The sequence below is a fragment of the Clostridium sardiniense genome, from assembly GCF_019753795.1.
GTDB classification, from domain to species: Bacteria; Bacillota; Clostridia; order Clostridiales; family Clostridiaceae; genus Clostridium; species Clostridium sardiniense.
In genome coordinates this window covers 146,294-165,071 of the sequence record NZ_JAIKTU010000008.1, presented here as the reverse complement: position 1 = coordinate 165,071, position 18,778 = coordinate 146,294, and the positions used below count along the sequence as shown (strand labels likewise).

The following is an 18,778-nucleotide window of genomic DNA, read 5'->3' as shown; positions in this document are numbered from 1 at the left end:
TACAAATAAATTAGTTCATGTATTCATGTACTAAAACTATTTCTCCTTTATCTAGGCTTTCTTTGACATTTATAATTCTTTGATTACTTGAACCTCTAAATCTTATGCCATCACCCATCTTCGTTTCATCAAATCTACCATCTATAAGAACATCTATATTATTTATAAACTCTCCCCATCCTAATCTTTCATCTAAATGCTCTAAGATATACTCAAAGGTATAGCCTGTAAATGACCAAACATTTAATCCATTTTCTCTTATTTATTTCAGGAGTTTTTAATTCTAAATTATCCTCAAATAAAGAAATGATTACACCTTGAACTTCTGTCCATTTTTTTGCCTTTGCACTTACGTCCATATAATTCTCTCCCTTCATATACAAATAAATTAGTTCATGTATTCATGTACTAAAACTATTTCTCCTTTATCTAGGCTTTCTTTGACATTTATAATTCTTTGATTACTTGAACCTCTAAATCTTATGCCATCACCCATCTTCGTTTCATCAAATCTACCATCTATAAGAACATCTATATTATTTATAAACTCTCCCCATCCTAATCTTTCATCTAAATGCTCTAAGATATACTCAAAGGTATAGCCTGTAAATGACCAAACATTTAATCCATTTTCTCTGAATTTCTTTGCCATATAAGCAAATTCTTCTGCTCTTTCCATTGGATCTCCACCACTAAATGTAACACCCTTAATAATAGGATTTTCTAATACATCCTCTATAAGTTCATCCATATCTCTTTCTTCTCCACCTGAGAAATCATGAGTATCAGGATTGAAGCATCCTTTGCAATTATGTTTACACCCTTGTGAGAAAAATACCCTTCTCATACCTGGTCCATTTACTAAGCTCTCATAAGCTATGCCAGCAAGTCTAATCTTTTTGCCCATAAGCTCACTCCTTTAATTAATTATTATATCACTATGATAACTATTATCATATATTTATAGATACTTTTTATTACTTAATTTAAATTATTAATATATTTATCACATACTACTTATGTATTTATAATTTATTCTTTTCATTAAATATATTATAAGCTAAAACCTAAATTAAATATAATTAAAGTTTCCTATGTTAAGATATATTTTACCTATATATAAATTTATATTGTTTATACTCTTATTAGAATTAATTATATTTCTTTTGAATTTACATATTTAGTATGATTACATTTTAAAATTAAAAGGAATAATAGATTGTCTCTATTACTCCCTTCAATATATAAATATTAACTATTATTTTTTACATAATTTAGCCTTCCACCAGCTCTAATTATATCTACTTCCTTATCTGTCAAATCTAAAATAGTATTAAATTCACTCTTATTAGTTATATTTTTAAACTTAACTATTCTTTTGATTAAGGCATCTTGTATGTTATCACATATTATTTCATCCATTAACTCTATACTATTATAGCTCCCCTCATCCTTAAATTCTAATGGTAATATTCCATTATTTATAAGGTTTGCTTTATGAATTCTAGAGAATGATTTTGCTAAAACTGCTTTTACACCAAGATATAACGGTGCAAGTGCCGCATGTTCTCTACTTGATCCTTGTCCATAATTTGTTCCAGCGACTATAATACCTCCATCATTTTCTTTTGCTCTTTTAGGAAATTCTGCATCTACTGTATTAAAACAGAACTCTGAAAGATATGGTATATTAGACCTAAATGGTAAAAGCTTTGAATTAGATGGCATTATATGATCAGTTGTAATATTATCTTGAACCTTTATAAGAACTTTCCCTTTTATATCTCTACCTAATGGCTTATTAATAGGAAATGGTTTAATATTGGGTCCTCTACATACTATAACATCTGAATTATTTTCTGCTGGTTTTAATATCATAGAGTCATCAATTAAAAACTTCTTTGGCATATCAATACTTAAATCAACATTCATTTCTCTTGGATCTGTAAGTACTCCATTTATTGCAGAAACAGCAGCAGTTTCTGGACTTACTAGATATACTTTAGCAGATAAAGTTCCACTTCTTCCATAAAAATTTCTATTAAATGTTCTAAGAGATACACCATCTGTACCAGGTGCTTGACCCATTCCAATGCATGGTCCACATGAATTTTCAAGTATCCTAGCTCCAGAGCTTATAATATCGGCAAGAGCACCATTTCTAGCTAACATCTCCATTACCTGCCTTGATCCTGGTGCAATAACTAAGCTAACATCTGGATGAACTTTTTTACCCTTTAATATCTTGCTAACTTTCATTAAATCTTCATAAGATGAATTAGTACAACTGCCTATTGCTACTTGATCCACCTTAGTTTTTGATATATCTAAAACTTCTATAACATTATCAGGTGAATGAGGTTTTGCTATCATAGGCTTAAGATCATTTAGATTTATTGTAATCTCCTCATCATACGTAGCATATTCATCGGCCTTTAACTCAATATAATCTGATTCTCTATCTTGAGCTTTAAAGAATTCTAATGTTCTTTCATCACTAGGAAATATTGATGTAGTTGCTCCAAGTTCAGCCCCCATATTAGTTATTGTGGCTCTCTCTGGAACTGAAAGAGTTCTTACACCCTCTCCTCCATATTCAAAAACTTTATTAACTCCACCTTTAACAGATAATCTCCTTAAAACTTCTAATATTATATCTTTTGCAGATACCATTTTATTTAACTTTCCAATAAGATTTATTTTGCATACCTTTGGAACATTGATATTATACTCACTACCAGCCATGGCAAGCGCAACATCAAAACCTCCAGCACCCATAGCAAGCATTCCTACTCCACCAGCCGTTGGCGTGTGACTATCAGATCCTATTAAAGTCTCCCCTGGTTTTGAAAATCTCTCTAAAAATACTTGATGGCATATCCCATTACCAGGCTTTGAAAAATACACCCCATATTTTGATGCAACAGTTTGAATAAATTTATGATCATCTGCATTTTCAAATCCTTGCTGTAACATATTATGATCAACAAAAGCCACAGATCTTTTTGTTTTAACAGTACCTATATCCATAGCCTCAAGTTGAAGGTATGCCATTGTTCCTGTTGAATCTTGTGTTAATGTTTGATCTATTTTTATACCAATAGATCCATTTTCCTCAATTATTCCACTAACTAGATGATTTCTTAAAATCTTAATTACTAAATTATCTCCCATTTATTTAAGCCCCCTAATTAACTCTTGCTTTTAAGGATTCTTTATAGTCTTTATAAAGCTTAACTAATTCTTTATCAAAAAGGCTTCTTTTAAGTCTTACTGATGTGGCACGTACAAGATTTAATATACCATCAGATTCATCTTGAGTAAGATCCATACCATACTCTTTAAACTTATTTATTATAGCTGCCTTTCCTGAATGTTTTCCTATTACTATTTGTCTTTCAAGACCTACAACATCAGGATCAAAAGCTTCATAATTCTTAGGATTTTTTATAGCTCCATCTGCGTGTATTCCTGATTCATGAGCAAACATATTATCTCCAACTATTGCTTTCCATGCAGGAAGTACTCTTCCTGATGCTCTTGATACATACTCTGAAACCTCTCTAAATTTCTTTGTATCTATATCTACATCATAATTAAATAGATATTTAAATGTCATTATTACCTCTTCAAGTGCTGCATTACCAGCTCTCTCCCCAAGACCATTTACAGTTACTCCAACATAACTTGCCCCAGCTTTTACTCCAGCCACCGCATTTGCTGTTGCCATTCCAAAATCATTATGGGTATGCATCTCTATATCAAAATTAGTTTTTTCATCTAGGTACTTTATATCTGTATAGATCTTAAACGGATCCATTATACCAACTGTATCGCAATACCTAAATCTATCTGCACCTGAGTTTTTTGCAGATTCAATGAATTTAACTAAAAAGTCTCTATCTGCCCTTGATGCATCTTCCCCGTTTACTGATACATAAAGACCACTTCTCTTTGCATACTCAACTGCCTTACACATATTCTCTATTACCCATTCTCTCGATGTCTTAAGCTTATGCTTTATATGAATATCTGATACAGATATTGAGATTGCAACTGCATCTACTCCACAATCAATTGATTGATCAATGTCTGAAGTTACAGCTCTATTCCATGCCATTATGCTACTTTTTAAATTTCTTTTCACTATTTTTTTTATAGCTTCTTTTTCATCACCACCCATTGTAGGAATGCCAACTTCTAATTGATCAATTCCTAAATCATTCAAAAGTTCTGCAATAGCTACTTTCTCATCATTTGCAAAAACAACTCCTGCGGTCTGCTCTCCATCTCTTAAGGTTGTATCTACAACATATATATGCTTTCCATTATCTAGCTTTCTAATAGTCATTTTATAGCCCCCTTTATATCAAATTCCCCAATATCCTAATTTTACCACAAGCCAACTTGCCGAACAAGTATTTTTGCAATTAATATAAATTCCCCATTCATTTTATAGCTATATTTTATATTTTTTTATTATTAATCGACTTTTTTTGCAAGTTTTTTTATATATTATTCATTTTAACTTTCAGGTCTATTTAAGTACCTTATTAACATACCTAATTTACATAATTTATTTACAAGTAAAAAAGGCCGCTATAATTAGTTTCCTATTATAGCGGCCTTTAATATTTCTAACATTCTTGATAGTGATTTAGTTTTGTTCCTGTATGAGTTACTCTATCTTGTCTTTCATGATATTTTCCTGGTCCAAATCTTTCATCTAAGCTTAGGTATCCAGTAACTCTTGAAACTCCTTGTATATCTGTACTTCCACAATTAGTGCAACTCTTTTCGTGATTTTGTAGGTAAGTTCCACAGTCCTTACAATATCTTATATGGAAGTTAATTCCCAAATAGCTGATGTTAGTTTTCTTATATGCAAAATTTAAGATATCCATTATAGCTTCACCTGATGGACAGTCATCAACTTCTAAGTAGCTTATATGACCACCATTACATAACTTATGGTATGGTGCTTCAATCTCTATCTTATTTTTTATTGAAATAGCACATCCAACCGGAACATGATAACTATTAGTATAATATTCTTTATCAGTTACGCCTTCAATGATTCCAAATACCTTTTGGTCTTGTTTTATAAATTTACCTGATAAGCCTTCTGCTGGTGTTGCATATGCACTCCAGTTAAGTTTTGTTTCTTCTGTTAATCTATCACAATAAGCTCTTAAATGCTCAATTATTCTTAAACCAAGTGCTCTAGCTTCTTCATCTTCGCCATGATGTTTACCAGTTAAAGCAACTAAAGTTTCAGCAAGTCCTATAAATCCAATTCCCCAAGTTCCTTGCTTTAATACTGGTTCAATTGAATCATCTGGTGATAATCCTTCTGCACCTTTCATTAAGTGCTGTCCTGCTACAAATGGTAGATCTTTAACTCTTAAATTCTTTAATACTCCATATCTATGCATTAAAGCCTCTTTTGCAAGATTTAATCTAGTATCAAATATTTCAAAGAATTTATCTATATTACCTTGTGCTTGTATTCCTATTCTAGGTAAGTTTATTGTAGTTGGTGCTATATTACCTCTACCTTTAACTCCTGGCTCTCCATTCACATTACTCATAAGGTATGTTCTACAACCCATTGTTGCTGGAGTTATGCCCATATCATAATATTTTTTATTGAAATCTGCATCTATATTCATAAATGTAGGATTCATCCTCTTAGCTGCTACTCTACAAGCTAATTCATATAAATAGAAGTATGGATCCTCTGTCTCTCTATTTACACCTTCTTTAACTCTAAAGATTATATTAGGGAATATTGGTTGCTCACCTTTTCCTAATCCCTTTTCATATTCTAATAGGAATATTTCACAAACTAATGCAGCATCTTCTGATTCAGGAATTCCAAGGTTTATTGAACTAAATGGAACCTGTGAACCCGCTCTTGAATGCATTGTGTTTAAGTTATATACAACTCCTTGCATTGCTTGATGTATTCTCTTTCTTAGTCTTTTTTCAGCTAATTCTTCTATTTTTTCTGCTGGTACTTCAAGCTCTTTTAATTCACTTATTATTTCTTCTCTTGTTGGTGCTACAAATACAGCCATATCATTATCAAAGTCTGGGTGTGATTGTCCTCCAAACATATCGTTTTGAGTTGATTGTAATAATATACATGATAATTCAGCTGCTGTTTCTATTCTTCTTGGAGCATTGATTGTTCCATATCCTGTATTGAATCCATTTTCTAATATTTCTCTAGTTGGTATATGAAGACAGTTAGTTGTTAGATTATAACTATCTAAATCATGATAGTAAAGATCTCCTATTTCATGACCTTTTGATAAATGCTTTGGCATTGAAGCTAAATTGTGCCACTTATTTGATTCTGATGCTATTCTTAATAATTTTGAACTAAAATTATTACCTACATTAGCATTATCTCTATCAGTTTCAACTCCAATTTTACTTATAGCTCTCATAAGATCTGATTTTATTTCTCTAACCTTAGTTCTTTCTTTTCTATAATTTTGGTATGCTAGAACTACATCATTAAGTTCTGAATCCTTTAATGCTTTTTCTACAAGATTTTGAACTTGCTCTACTGTAATTCTACTGTCTCCTGACATTTCTATATATTTGATAACTTTTTGAACGATATCCAAAGTCTTACTTGTCTTTAAATTTACGCCTATTTCTGCTGCCGCACTCTTTATAGCGTTACCAATTTTTTCGGCATTGAATTCTACCTCTCTACCGTCCCTTTTTACAACATATAGCATTTAAACTACCCCCATTACACAATATATAGTACCGTTTTTTCGTACCGTATTATTATACTTCAAAAGATATTCTAGTGCAATTACATTTTATTTTTAAATTTTTAGATATAATTCTCTCTATGTCTATTTATCTCTCTTTTTTGGTTTTTATTGTACTTTTGCTATTAAAATAATTTTTATATTAGGCATGATTTCTCCTAAACCATTAATATATATTAAGTAGAAAGCATTTAATTTTAGGAGGAATTTATGAGAAAAAAAATATTATTATCTATACTTTTAATTTTTGTTATTTCATCATTAGTATCCTGCAATTCGTTAGAATCTATGCAACCAGATTCCGAAACTACAGAATCTATTTCTAAAGAAACAGAACAAATATATAAATATCCATTTACAGGACTTGAAACTAAAGAAAATCCTGAAGATAAAATCCCATATATGGTCGTTGTTGAAAATTCAAAAGCTGCAAGACCACAAAGCGGTTTATCATTTGCTGATATAGTATATGAAACATCTGCTGAAGGTGGTATTCCAAGGTTTATAGCAGTGTATCATAGTAATACAGCTAATAAAATTGGTCCTGTTAGAAGCATTAGACCCTACTTTTTGACCATATCTAAAGAATATGCACTTCCTATAGCTCATTGTGGTGGATCTAAAGAGGCTCTTAATGAAGTAAAAAAAGATAATTCTATTATGAGTCTTAATGAAATGACTAACGGGAAATATTATAATAGAGATAAAAATAGAAAAGCCCCTCATAATCTGTATACTTCTAGTGAGAATATAATACAAGCTACAAAAGATAAGAAGTACAACCTAAAAGCAGAGTCATCATTAAAGTTTGATAAAGAATTTTTCAATAAAAATGATTTAAGAGAAGCTTTAAACATAACTGTTAAACCAAATAACATATATGAGACTTCTTATGCATTCGAAAACGGCGTTTATACTAAATTAATGGATGGCAAAATTGCTAAGGACGCTTTAACAAATTCTCCATTAACATTTACTAATATAGTTATTCAAAAGACTGATATAACTCTCCAAACTGATAACTCTCATCTAGATATTGACTTGGTTAACAGTGGAGAGGGTTATGTATTCTCTAACGGAAAAGTACTAGATATAAAATGGTCTAAAGATTCAGAATATGGTGATACTAAGCTTTATGATTTAGATGGAAAAGAAATATCTTTATCAGAAGGTAATACTATATGGAATATAGTAGACTCTCAATCTGTGATCACATATTAATCAATAAAAAAAGAAATTATTTACAATAATTTCTTTTTTTATTGCTAAACTATATCAGCAGTGATATAGTTTATATTATCATAAGTGATAAAGATTTCATAATTACAATCTAAAATTAGGAGGAATCATTAATGCAAAAAATCGCTATTTTAACTGATAGTGGATCAGATTTAACATTAGAAGAATTAAGAGAGAATAACCTAGAATTTGCGCCATTTAAAATTATATATTCATATGGTGAATTTGAAGATAAAATAGATTTAAGTCCTCAAGAAGTTTACGATTCTTTAGAGAAAGAAATTCCAAAAACATCACTACCTAGTACAGCTAGAATTGAAAATATTCTGAATAAATTAGAGGATGAAGGCTATACTCATTTAATTGCAGTAACAATTTCAAGTGGACTTTCAGGTACTGGAAACGCAATACGACTTGCTCTTGAAGATCACCCGAAATTAATTTCTTATGTATATGATACTAAGATACTTAGTATGGCAGAAGGTGCTTTAGTATTAAATACTGCCAAAATGGTTAAAGAAGGTCTAAGCTTTGAGGAAATTATTGAGAAACTTCCAAAGCTTAGAGAAAAAACTTATGGATACTTTACTATAAGTACATTAGAGTATTTAAAAAAAGGTGGCAGAATAGGAAAAGTAGCAGGTACAATAGGTGAAATTTTAAACTTAAAACCTATTATTTCTGTTGATCAAGAAGGTGTTTATTACACTTACGCAAAAGTACGTGGTAGAAAACAATCAATGAATAGAATATATAAGATAGCAAAAGAGCATCTTGAAAAGTCAAAGTGTAAAATTTGGGTTCTAAACGGAGGAAGTTCTAGTGAAGAATTTGACTCTTTATACAAATTAATTTCAGGGCTTGATAATATAGAATCAATAGCTCCTGCAACAATCGGACCAGCTCTTGGTGTACACACTGGCCCTGGCTTATTAGGAGTTGTAGTTCAAGAGGTGTAATAACTGATGAATAATTTAAATTTCTCTAATTCAAATGATATAAGGGCTGAGGAAAAGCGTCTTTATGAAGAGTATAAAAAGAAGGTTTCTGAACTTAAAAAAGTAAAAAAAGAAAATGATGCAGTAGGTCAAGTTTTTACTAAAGGACTTTTACCGATTTACGTCCTTCATATACTCAATATAGGACCAACTACAGGCAATTATATATCTCATGATATAGGAGAGCGTACAAAGGGCAAATGGGTTCCTAGTACCGGTGGTATATACCCTTTATTAAAAAGCTTAGAAAAAGATGGTCTTGTTATTGGTACTTGGGATGATCCTAAGAAAAAGTTTAGAAAAATTTACTCCCTTACACCAGATGGAAAAAAAGAATATTTAAGGAAAAAACATCTACTTAAATCTAAAATCGAAGAGGCTTTAGAAGTATTTAAAATTATATACAATGATATTTATTAAAGGCGCTAACATATGTTAGCGCCTAATTTTGTATAGATATTGCTAATTTTGATAACACTAACTAATAAACAATAAGGAGGTTAGTGTATGCATGGACAAATAATCGATATAAACGGTCTAGAAGCATTTGTTGAACTTGATGGCGGTAGTCTAGTTTCTGTACCTACTCATCAATTATCTGGTGCCTCTATAGGTGATAGTATTTATTTATCTAATTCTATTTCACCCAATAATCATAATTTATCCGAATGTAATGTAAACCCATTTATGAATGATTTCTTTCAATAAAAATAGCAAGCTTAAATTTAAGCTTGCTATTTTTATTAATTACTTAATTATTCTACTTCGATGGCATTAACTGGACAGCTCTCTTCGCCTTCTTTAGCTCCATCTTCATGTTCTGATGGTACATCTCCTTCGATAGCTACTGCCTTTCCATCATCATCCATTGAGAATACATCTGGGCAAATTGAAGGACATAATCCACATCCTATGCAAGTATCCTTATCTACATGTGCTTTCATATTAAGTTACTCCTCTCTTTTATAGAGAGTATATCTTAGTATAACCCTTCAAAAATTAATGAGTACAGAGGATTATCTAATACATACTCCTCAGCTCTACCTTCCTCTAAAGCTTCTGTAAGCTCTAAATTGATTGGAAGTTCTCCTAAAAGTGGTAACCCAAGATATTCAGCATGCTCTTCAGCTGACTTTTTACTAAATACTCTTAACTTCTTATCGCATCCATCACAAACTATATAAGCCATATTCTCTACGACTCCTCTTATAGGTACCCCTACCTTTTGAGCCATTTTAACCACTTTTTTAACTATCATTGAAACCATATCTTGTGGTGTAGAAATTATTATTAGCTCTTTTAAATGGAAATCATTCATAACTGTAAGTGCTATATCACCTGTACCTGGTGGCATATCTATTAATAGATAATCTAACTCCTCCCACTCAGTATCAAAGTACATTTGATTTAATACACCAGTTATAACTGGACCTCTCCATATAACTGGATCGTCCTCTACATCTGTTAAAAGATTCATTGACATTACCTTTATTCCACTCTTAGTAGTAGCTGGGATGAACTTTATATTTTGTTCATCTAATGATATTATTTGCGCTCTTTCATTATTTATACCAAAAAATCTTGGCATTGATGGTCCTGTTATATCAGCATCTAAAACTCCTACTTTATATCCCTTTTTTCTAAGCATAGTTGCCATAATTCCAGTTACTGTTGATTTACCAACTCCACCTTTACCACTTATAACACCAATTACATTTCTTATCTTTCCGTATCTAGGTTTCTTTTTAAACTCTCCTATAGGTGTACCTTTAGTTTTTAATTCATTCATTCCTTCTCCTCCTCGCTTACCAATTTTCTGGCTTCTTTCCATCTTTACCAACTGTTATTTCCCACTTCTTAAATTCATAATGTCCTACAACATAATACTTTTCATAAACATTATCGACTTTATTATCTATAGTAATAATTGTTCTAAATGTATCACTGTCATATCCTTTATTTTGAACTGTTACAATAACATTATAATCTTCTGCATTATTCTTTATAATTTCGGCTCCTGGAATAATTTTTTGAAGTTCATTTTGGAACCCTTGTAATTCAACTGAGAATAAGTATTTAACACAATCTAGATCTCCAAGTATATCTATCCCAACTTTATGTTTTCCATCTCCTAATTGATCTTTATTCATTTTTAATACATCCATTATTGTTCCATAATAAATTGAATTAAAATCTCTAGGTCTTCTTATAAATGATAAGTTGTTTATTATTGTTTGATCTAAATTCTTAGGAACCTTATATGATTTTTCTCCATCATAAAAGTTCCCTTTGCCGCTTTCATCTACTCCAACAACATACTCATATTTTTTTATTTCATCTCCACAGTGAATCTCAAATATGTAATCTGGATCTAAGGAACTCTTCTCTGACTCTGGATTACCAGCTGCTAAAGTATTGTATATCTCATCAATGGCTTTTGGATCAGTAACTTTAAACCTAAAACCACTATCTCTAGTGCTTTCAATTGTAATTTCATCTACCTTATTTGTTTTCATATAGTCAAAATCATTATTTCTAAATCCAAGTTTAACCATAATATCATTTACTGGTGCACATCCAACCATAGATGATCCAATAATAAGCATAATGCCAAGCATTAATAGTTTAGTTATTCTTTTTTTCATAAACCTGCTTACCTCTCCTTTTTTAGTTTATCTAAATTGTATACTACAATTCCAAGTATTAATGTAAAAATAGCTATAAATTGAGATGTACTTAAAATCCAAACATTACCTCTAGGATCATTTCTAAAAAACTCAATAAAAAATCTACCTATACTATATATTATTACATATAAAGCAAACACTCTTCCATCTTTGCTATTTTTCCTGCTATACCAGAGCAATATTCCAGCTAATATAAAATCAAAGCCTGAACTAAAAAGCTGTGTTGGAAGTAAACTCACTCCACTTGGAGCTAATGAATCTTGTGGAAATGTACTCCCTATAGGAAGTGTAGTCTCTCTTCCATAGCAACATCCCGCTAAAAAGCATCCAATTCTTCCAAATCCTTGAGCTAATGCAACTCCAGGGGCTGCAAAATCTAATATTCTTAATGAATTAAATTTATTTTTTCTACAATATAAATATAAACCTAATGCACCACCCATTATAGCTCCATATATAACAAATCCATTTCCAAAGTTTAAAAGAATTGACGGATCATTAATTATGTTATTTAATTCTGTTAATATAAATAGGAATTTTCCACCTAAGATCCCTGATATAACTGTTACTATTATTAAATTTAATAATTTATCTTCATTATATCCAGCATTCCTTGCTCTCCTTATGAATAATGTAGCCGCTACAATTATCCCTATAGCTATCATGAGCCCGTAGCTATAAACCTTAAAATCCCCTATTTGAAATAATACTAATCTCATATGCCCTCCCAAACCTTATATAAGTAATTAGGAGAAGCATATGCTTCTCCTAATTATATCTAAATTATAATACTTTAACTTATCATTGGCAAACAATTGTATATTACGATTTTATTACTTTGAAGGTACTACAACTGTTGAATTTTTGTAATCATAGAACATTAACCAGAATCCATTACGATCACACTCTCTCTTGCACCATGTTACAAAGCCCGATTTTCCACAATAAGGTTGTTCTTCTCTATCTCTTTTTCCTGGAATTGCATAAACTAAGTACTTTAAGTTACCTTTTGAATCACATTTATATCCCATCATAAAGTAACCATATTTCTTGATATATGGATAATAGTTTAACATTGGATAATATATAATTGAATATTTATTATAATCTTTTGAATTACACATATCTTCTATATCACGTACAGGAATTTTAAACCACTTACAGTAAGATATTTCTTTAAAGCCACCTTTTACTTCTTCAAATTCTTTTACTAAATTCTCAAAGAAGTTTCCAACTCCACCTCTTAAACTAAAATCATAAGGATCTATTTTTTGTTCTTCTATTCTTCTTTCATACTCTTCAAAATTATTTGCTAAGTCATCTCTACCACAATAGTACTTATTATCTCTAATCTCATCATCAATGTTATAGTCTTCATTATGGTAATCTTTGATTTCATAATCCTTAATATCATTTTCTTCTAAAGTATAATCTTCATCTCTATCATGCATCTTTCCACAATGCATCTTATCTCCGTGCATCTTTCCACAATGCATCTTATCATCATACATCTTTTCTCCATGCATCATTCCACAATGCATCTTATCATCATACATCTTTTCTCCATGCATCATTCCACAATGCATCTTATCGTCATGCATCTTTTCTCCATGCATCATTTCACAATGCATCTTATCATCATACATCTTTTCTCCGTGCATCTTTCCACAATGCATCTTCTTATCATGTTTTTTGTAACTTTTCTTACCCGAGCAATATTTTTTATGACCTCTAATCTCATCATCAATGCTGTAATTCTCATTATCATGGTCTTCATCATGATGCTCTTGAATTTCACCATTATGCTCTTGAATTTCATCATCTCTAATATCATTCTCGTTTATAGTATCATCTTCATCTATATCCCTTTTCTTATCATCACACTTATGTTTATGATCATCCTTATCATGAGACTTCTTTTCTTCATGCATCTTTTCACAATACATCCCGTCCTCATGCTTCTTTTCATATTTTTTCTCTTCGCACTTCTTATCTTTATCTTTTTTACTTTCGTATTTTTTAACATCATCTTTCTTGTAGTACTCTTTTGACTTTGTACTACCACTCTTATCATAACAGTTTACTACTTTCATCTTCTTCCAGCCATCATCGATCTTTTCTCCGTTCATAAAACCATACATTGAAAAGTCTAAGTTTCCACTTTTCTTTTTACATATGCCAGCTCCTGAAATCTTATCGTATCCTAAGCTTAGACCCGCTATATTATCAGAATAGTACTCAATACAAGCCTCTCCCTTACCAACTTCATTGACAGTTAGTGGTCCCATGTCAATTATCTGTTTCATATCTTTTTTATAACAAATAAGTACTATGGCGTAATCGTCATCCTTTTTTAAGTTCTGAGCATAAAAGGTTATTTTACACTTTTCCCCCTTTGCCTCGATTTTTGCATATCCTGATAAAGCTTTATCATTTGAAGAAGATTTTGACTTATCATCTTCCTGTAATATTATAAAGTTTCTATATAATTTATTATGTGCCAAGTCTCCATTACCTCCACATATATTTATTCCATATAGTATATGCGTGAAGGTCACTATTATGATAATATTAATTTATTTATATTCGTAAATCTTATCGCTAAGTCTTGCAAACTCTTCTAATGATAGAGTTTCCCCTCTTCTTTTAGGATCAATCTCGGCTTCTTCAAAAGCTTTCTTTAAATCCTCTTTATCTAATCCAATATTTTTTACACCATTCCATAAAGTCTTTCTTCTCATATTGAATGAACTTCTAATGATTTCAAACATAAGTTTCTCATCCTTAACTTTAACTTTTGGCTCCTCTAATCTATCTAATCTTATTACTATAGATTCAACCTTAGGTCTTGGCATAAATGAACTTGGTGCAACTTTCCTTATAATTTCAGTATTGCAATAATATTGTACTAATAATGATAATGAACCATACTCTTTGCAGTTTGGCTCAGCATCTATTCTCTCTGCAACCTCTTTTTGAATCATAATAGTTAAACTCTTAAAATTATATCCTTCCTTTAAAAGATTAACTATTATTGGAGTTGTAACATAGTATGGAAGGTTAGCAACTAATTTTACGCTTTTTTCATCTCCAATTACTTCATTAAAATCTACCTTTAATGCATCTTTATGTATAAGTGAGAAATTTGGATGTTCCCCAAGTTCTTGTTGCAATATAGGAATTAGGTCACTATCTAACTCAATTGAAACAACTCTTTTTGCTTTATTTAATAATTGAGCTGTTAAAGTTCCAACCCCTGGACCAATTTCTATTACTAAATCTTCACTATTTACGTCAGCACCCTTTACTATATCATTAAGTACTGAGTCATCTATAAGGAAGTTTTGTCCTAGACTTTTTGAAAATCTGAAGTTATACTTCTTTACAAGCTCTTGTGTTTTATAATCTTTTATTTCCATAATAATTATTCTCCTACTTCTTTCTCTACCTTTTGTATAGCTTTTACAAACTCATCTTTATCTATTCCGTAATTATTTAATCTAGATACCATTTGCTTTGCATTGCCATATCCTATCCCTAGTTCTTTTCCAAGTGCCATTCTTCTTTCTCTAGCCTTACTATCAGCTGTTAATTTGAAAAAGAACATATCTTCCATTCCATATGTAGATTGCTTTTCTTCTAATGTTACTTTTGCTCCTTCTAGAGCTCTTATTATAACTTCAGGACAAGCATTCTCAACACCAATGTCTCCATCTTTTAATCCATCTTCTTGAGCGATATATGCATGTTTTATTCCACTAACTCTTTTTCTTATAATACTTCTTATTTTTTCTCCAGCAAAATCTGGATCAGTAAGTACTATAACACCCTTTCTCTTTTGAGCTTCTTTTATTCTATCTATAACTCTCTTATTTATTCCAAATCCACCAACAGCAATAAGCTCAGCATCTACTGCCTTTTTTACTGCATCTATATCATCTCTACCTTCTACAACTATGACCTCTTTTATGACTTTTTTACTCACGCGACTACATCCTTTCGCAAATTCTATTTTTCCTTATCAGTTTCTATATAAATAATTTACCTGTATATACACCCTGTGTCAAATATCAAGGTTTTATTTTATCACAAAAAAATAGAGATAACAAAATTGTTATCTCTTAAAAAAAATTCTATCATTCTCCCGGATAAGACACTATATAAACATCTACGCCATATTTTCTTCCCCATTGAGTACACGCTTCCGCACTATTTAAGAAAACGTCTATAATGTTTCCTTTTATTGCTCCACCTGTATCTGATGCTCTAGCATATCCGTATCCTTCTACGTATACTAGGCTACCTAATGGTATTACTCTTGGGTCAACTGCTATAGTACTAGTACCACCAGGGTTGTACACTGGCTTAACTCCAGTAGCAGTAATATTATGTCCTGAATATGCGGTTGCTTCCATAACTAAGTGTTTCTTATACTGTACTGAATCCCCTCTATTTGGTATATATTTAACTGGATTCTTAGCACCTTGTACAACAATTGCATTTACTGGGGTAGCAACAGTTTTGCTGCTAACTTCTTTCTTTGAAGCTTCCTTGCCATCTTTATACACTACTTGGTAAGTAACCTCTTGCTTTCCGTTTTTACCTTCAGCTTCAACTTTTTTCTTCCCTTTTTCAAGTTCTGCATCACTCTTAGTTACAGTGTCAAAAGGTATAACTTTATGTTCAGTTACACTCTTAGTCTCTACCTTTGTGACGTCAACATCCATGTTTTCTTTAACTGGAGTTTCTGGTCCTGGCTGAACTTCATCAACACCATGAACATATTCCACTCCTTCTTTTTTAAGTTGATCATTACTAGCTAATAAGGCATCTTCAACGTTATCTTCTGCTGAAAGAATTGTAACATCCTTCTTTGCAAAATTAACTTTGATAGGCACGGCCTTCTTAACTGTAATCTCCTCAGCTTCTTCAATTTTGGATTCTAAGGATGGTTGCACCTTATCGTGATTAGATATTTCTATACCTTTCTCTTGCAACGCATCTTTAACAGTCCCTTTATATGTGATAAATGTTTCTTCTTTTCCGTCGATGCTTAAATTTACTGTCTTTCTCATTGTAGCAACGGTTGTTGCTGCTACTGCCACAACACATGCCGTGGCTAATATCACTATTTTTGCCTTCGGACCGTTAGAAAAACTTTTCTTAATAAAAGTTTTAAATTTTTCTACCATTTAATTCCCTCCTTTGGCAAGAGTGTCTTTTGCATTATATATTACTTTTTGACATTTTGTCAAATTTAAAGCCTCTTGCTTGCTTGAACTGATACAATAAATGCAGTTCTATGCATAATTAACAAAATTTATAAATTGTATATTTTCAGTTCTTTATGGGGTATCCTTGCGTCCATGGTATATTTAGTGAAGTGTCTCCTTAAATCAATTGATATTTCTCAATATACAATTAATTCCATTTCATTTTATCTTAAATATCTTTTTTAATCAAATTGAAAAAATTGGTATTTAGTTGAATATTTAATTCATCTGGATTTATACTTCTTATTTCTGCGATTTTCTCTATAATCTCTTTTATGTAATCAGATCTATTTCTTTTTCCTCTGTTTGGAACTGGCGCCATAAATGGTGCATCAGTCTCTACAAGCATTCTGTCAACTGGTATTTCTTTAGCAACTTCTACTATCTTTCTAGAATTTTTAAATGTTACTACTCCTGTGAACCCTATATAATATCCAAGTTTTATACATTCTTTAGCAAACTCAACACTACCTGAAAAACAATGCACCACTCCATTAACCTCAGGAAATTCTTTTAATATATCAAGAGTATCTTTATGTGCATCTCTATCATGAATTACTACCGGCATTTTAAGTTCTTTAGCTAAATTCATTTGAGCTCTTAAAGCATTTTTCTGTATCTCTCTTGAAGGATTTTCTTCCCAGTAATAATCAAGTCCTATCTCTCCAACAGCAACTATTTTATCATTTGCTTTAATCATTTCTTTTATTATTTCTAATCTTTCATCTGTAAGTTCATCAGCATTCTCAGGATGAACCCCTAACGCACCATAAATAAAGTCATATTTTTTTGTAAGTTCATCAGTTAGTTTTACACTGTCATATGATGATGCACAATTTAATATTCCTATAACTCCATTCTCTTTTAACTCCTTAAATACCTCATTTCTATCTATATCATAATCTTCTGAATCATAGTGTGCATGAGTATCAAAAATTCTATATTTTTTCTCCATATCTTCTGTCTCCCTCTTTAAATAATTAATAATATATATTATTATACATTATAAACAACTGACAAAAAATAAATACAAATTGAAGGATGTGAAACATATGACAAATAGTGAAATAATTGATGTTTTAAATTTATCATCTCTATTCAATAACTTTTCTAAAGATGATTTAGATTCAATGATTAATAATCCATTAGTTCACATAAAAAAATATTCAAAAGAAGAAACCATTTTCTTTCATAATGATACTTGTAATGATTTAAGCATTTTAATTTCAGGTAAAGTTGAAATACAACAAAATGATGCTAATGGAAACACTTTAGTGGTAACCACCTTAAATAGAGCAAATATGTTTGGCGAAAACCTTTTATTTGGTGATAAAAATACATATCCAATGGATGTCGTAAGTAAAGAAAATAGTACAGTAATCCACATAAACAAAAAAGAAGTAACTAAGTTACTTCAATCAAACCAAACCTTTTTATTAGCATTTTTGAAACTATTATCAAATAAAGCCATGATACTTAGTAATAAATTAAGACAAGTAAGTTCTAAATCTTTAAGGCACATGATTTGCGATTTTTTAATAAAAGAAGCAAAGAAGCAAAACAGTGACACAATAAAATTGACTATGACAAAACAATCATTAGCAGATTCATTTGGAGTTCAAAGACCATCTCTTTCTAGGGAGTTAATCAATATGAAGCAGGAAAAAATGATAGATTATGACAGAAAAACAATAAAAATACTAAATTTCGATAAGATTTATATACAATAATTCCTTATTTAGGATATTTAACTTGATAAGTATTATCTCTTAATACTTTATTATATT

The 18,778-nt window shown here is 30.8% G+C and carries 18 protein-coding genes and 2 pseudogenes; 5 read left to right on the top strand and 15 right to left on the bottom strand.

The genetic code is table 11. The annotated features are described in order from the left end of the window. Nucleotides 1-10 precede the first annotated feature (10 nt). From K5V21_RS19755 to nrdD, 6 genes and pseudogenes are all read right to left on the bottom strand, one after another. A pseudogene (locus K5V21_RS19755) lies at nucleotides 11-259 on the bottom strand (4Fe-4S cluster-binding domain-containing protein); the annotation flags it as partial. Next, complete coding sequence (locus K5V21_RS11245; protein ID WP_221861332.1) at nucleotides 213-359, bottom strand: hypothetical protein; 147 nt, start codon at nucleotides 357-359, stop codon at nucleotides 213-215. The pseudogene K5V21_RS19755 and the gene K5V21_RS11245, both read right to left, overlap by 47 nt. Before the next feature lie 29 nt (nucleotides 360-388). Beyond that, nucleotides 389-907: an anaerobic ribonucleoside-triphosphate reductase activating protein gene (gene nrdG / locus K5V21_RS11240; RefSeq protein WP_221861331.1), complete on the bottom strand. Its 519-nt coding sequence runs from the start codon at nucleotides 905-907 to the stop codon at nucleotides 389-391. A gap of 344 nt (nucleotides 908-1,251) precedes the next feature. Then, nucleotides 1,252-3,174, bottom strand: a complete 1,923-nt coding sequence (locus tag K5V21_RS11235; protein WP_221861330.1) for an aconitate hydratase — start codon at nucleotides 3,172-3,174, stop codon at nucleotides 1,252-1,254. A gap of 13 nt (nucleotides 3,175-3,187) precedes the next feature. Next, on the bottom strand, nucleotides 3,188-4,351 hold the full coding sequence (nifV, locus tag K5V21_RS11230; RefSeq protein WP_221861329.1) for a homocitrate synthase: 1,164 nt from the start codon (nucleotides 4,349-4,351) through the stop codon (nucleotides 3,188-3,190). Nucleotides 4,352-4,637: 286 nt separating this feature from the next. Next, on the bottom strand, nucleotides 4,638-6,755 hold the full coding sequence (gene nrdD / locus K5V21_RS11225; RefSeq protein WP_221861328.1) for an anaerobic ribonucleoside-triphosphate reductase: 2,118 nt from the start codon (nucleotides 6,753-6,755) through the stop codon (nucleotides 4,638-4,640). Between the two features lie 249 nt (nucleotides 6,756-7,004). Here nrdD and K5V21_RS11220 point away from each other — a divergent pair, with 249 nt between their 5' ends. The 4 genes from K5V21_RS11220 (at nucleotide 7,005) to K5V21_RS11205 (ending at nucleotide 9,739) form a co-directional block, all read left to right on the top strand. Next, a complete protein-coding gene (locus K5V21_RS11220) occupies nucleotides 7,005-8,015 on the top strand; it encodes a DUF3048 domain-containing protein (protein ID WP_221861327.1) in 1,011 nt (336 codons plus the stop codon). A 131-nt stretch (nucleotides 8,016-8,146) separates the two neighbouring features. Continuing rightward, nucleotides 8,147-8,992: a DegV family protein gene (locus K5V21_RS11215; protein ID WP_204594109.1), complete on the top strand. Its 846-nt coding sequence runs from the start codon at nucleotides 8,147-8,149 to the stop codon at nucleotides 8,990-8,992. Between the two features lie 6 nt (nucleotides 8,993-8,998). Next, a complete protein-coding gene (locus K5V21_RS11210) occupies nucleotides 8,999-9,451 on the top strand; it encodes a PadR family transcriptional regulator (protein ID WP_221861326.1) in 453 nt (150 codons plus the stop codon). Nucleotides 9,452-9,538: 87 nt separating this feature from the next. After that, complete coding sequence (locus tag K5V21_RS11205; RefSeq protein WP_204594111.1) at nucleotides 9,539-9,739, top strand: hypothetical protein; 201 nt, start codon at nucleotides 9,539-9,541, stop codon at nucleotides 9,737-9,739. Between the two features lie 47 nt (nucleotides 9,740-9,786). On the opposite strand, the gene K5V21_RS11200 is transcribed toward K5V21_RS11205, so the two are convergent. From K5V21_RS11200 to K5V21_RS11160, 9 genes and pseudogenes are all read right to left on the bottom strand, one after another. Further along, complete coding sequence (locus tag K5V21_RS11200; protein ID WP_204594112.1) at nucleotides 9,787-9,975, bottom strand: ferredoxin; 189 nt, start codon at nucleotides 9,973-9,975, stop codon at nucleotides 9,787-9,789. Nucleotides 9,976-10,010: 35 nt separating this feature from the next. Continuing rightward, a pseudogene (locus tag K5V21_RS11195) lies at nucleotides 10,011-10,763 on the bottom strand (Mrp/NBP35 family ATP-binding protein); the annotation flags it as partial. 73 nt (nucleotides 10,764-10,836) lie between these two features. Beyond that, nucleotides 10,837-11,676, bottom strand: a complete 840-nt coding sequence (locus tag K5V21_RS11190; RefSeq protein ID WP_221861325.1) for a hypothetical protein — start codon at nucleotides 11,674-11,676, stop codon at nucleotides 10,837-10,839. Between the two features lie 8 nt (nucleotides 11,677-11,684). After that, entirely contained in the window at nucleotides 11,685-12,437 is a 753-nt protein-coding gene (locus K5V21_RS11185; RefSeq protein ID WP_221861324.1) for a prolipoprotein diacylglyceryl transferase, read from the bottom strand. 114 nt (nucleotides 12,438-12,551) lie between these two features. Beyond that, a complete protein-coding gene (locus K5V21_RS19825; RefSeq protein WP_245000701.1) occupies nucleotides 12,552-14,222 on the bottom strand; it encodes a hypothetical protein in 1,671 nt (556 codons plus the stop codon). A 72-nt stretch (nucleotides 14,223-14,294) separates the two neighbouring features. Next, the gene (gene rsmA, locus K5V21_RS11175) at nucleotides 14,295-15,146 is read right to left on the bottom strand and encodes a 16S rRNA (adenine(1518)-N(6)/adenine(1519)-N(6))-dimethyltransferase RsmA (protein ID WP_204594235.1); all 852 of its coding nucleotides are present in this window, start codon (nucleotides 15,144-15,146) and stop codon (nucleotides 14,295-14,297) included. Then, nucleotides 15,143-15,703, bottom strand: coding sequence for a ribonuclease M5 (gene rnmV / locus K5V21_RS11170; protein ID WP_221861323.1), 561 nt, complete (start codon nucleotides 15,701-15,703; stop codon nucleotides 15,143-15,145). The genes rsmA and rnmV overlap by 4 nt, the downstream gene beginning before the upstream one ends. Before the next feature lie 151 nt (nucleotides 15,704-15,854). After that, nucleotides 15,855-16,910 carry a G5 domain-containing protein gene (locus K5V21_RS11165; RefSeq protein ID WP_221861322.1) on the bottom strand — a complete coding sequence of 352 codons (1,056 nt, stop codon included), beginning with the start codon at nucleotides 16,908-16,910 and terminating at the stop codon, nucleotides 15,855-15,857. 250 nt (nucleotides 16,911-17,160) lie between these two features. Beyond that, a complete protein-coding gene (locus K5V21_RS11160; RefSeq protein WP_221861321.1) occupies nucleotides 17,161-17,946 on the bottom strand; it encodes a TatD family hydrolase in 786 nt (261 codons plus the stop codon). 97 nt (nucleotides 17,947-18,043) lie between these two features. Between K5V21_RS11160 and K5V21_RS11155 the strand changes: the two genes are divergently transcribed. Beyond that, nucleotides 18,044-18,721, top strand: coding sequence for a Crp/Fnr family transcriptional regulator (locus K5V21_RS11155; protein WP_204594119.1), 678 nt, complete (start codon nucleotides 18,044-18,046; stop codon nucleotides 18,719-18,721). Nucleotides 18,722-18,778 lie beyond the last annotated feature (57 nt).

What these genes read in the sequence shown, in the direction of transcription:
- nrdG (WP_221861331.1), bottom strand. Translation starts at nt 907, where the DNA reads ATGGGCAAAAAGATTAGACTTGCTGGCATAGCTTATGAGAGCTTAGTA.
- K5V21_RS11235 (WP_221861330.1), bottom strand. Translation starts at nt 3,174, where the DNA reads ATGGGAGATAATTTAGTAATTAAGATTTTAAGAAATCATCTAGTTAGT.
- K5V21_RS11160 (WP_221861321.1), bottom strand. Translation starts at nt 17,946, where the DNA reads ATGGAGAAAAAATATAGAATTTTTGATACTCATGCACACTATGATTCA.
- K5V21_RS11210 (WP_221861326.1), top strand. Translation starts at nt 8,999, where the DNA reads ATGAATAATTTAAATTTCTCTAATTCAAATGATATAAGGGCTGAGGAA.
- K5V21_RS11165 (WP_221861322.1), bottom strand. Translation starts at nt 16,910, where the DNA reads ATGGTAGAAAAATTTAAAACTTTTATTAAGAAAAGTTTTTCTAACGGT.
- nrdD (WP_221861328.1), bottom strand. Translation starts at nt 6,755, where the DNA reads ATGCTATATGTTGTAAAAAGGGACGGTAGAGAGGTAGAATTCAATGCC.
- K5V21_RS11215 (WP_204594109.1), top strand. Translation starts at nt 8,147, where the DNA reads ATGCAAAAAATCGCTATTTTAACTGATAGTGGATCAGATTTAACATTA.
- K5V21_RS11190 (WP_221861325.1), bottom strand. Translation starts at nt 11,676, where the DNA reads ATGAAAAAAAGAATAACTAAACTATTAATGCTTGGCATTATGCTTATT.
- K5V21_RS11155 (WP_204594119.1), top strand. Translation starts at nt 18,044, where the DNA reads ATGACAAATAGTGAAATAATTGATGTTTTAAATTTATCATCTCTATTC.
- K5V21_RS11245 (WP_221861332.1), bottom strand. Translation starts at nt 359, where the DNA reads ATGGACGTAAGTGCAAAGGCAAAAAAATGGACAGAAGTTCAAGGTGTA.
- K5V21_RS11220 (WP_221861327.1), top strand. Translation starts at nt 7,005, where the DNA reads ATGAGAAAAAAAATATTATTATCTATACTTTTAATTTTTGTTATTTCA.
- nifV (WP_221861329.1), bottom strand. Translation starts at nt 4,351, where the DNA reads ATGACTATTAGAAAGCTAGATAATGGAAAGCATATATATGTTGTAGAT.
- K5V21_RS11200 (WP_204594112.1), bottom strand. Translation starts at nt 9,975, where the DNA reads ATGAAAGCACATGTAGATAAGGATACTTGCATAGGATGTGGATTATGT.
- K5V21_RS11185 (WP_221861324.1), bottom strand. Translation starts at nt 12,437, where the DNA reads ATGAGATTAGTATTATTTCAAATAGGGGATTTTAAGGTTTATAGCTAC.
- K5V21_RS11205 (WP_204594111.1), top strand. Translation starts at nt 9,539, where the DNA reads ATGCATGGACAAATAATCGATATAAACGGTCTAGAAGCATTTGTTGAA.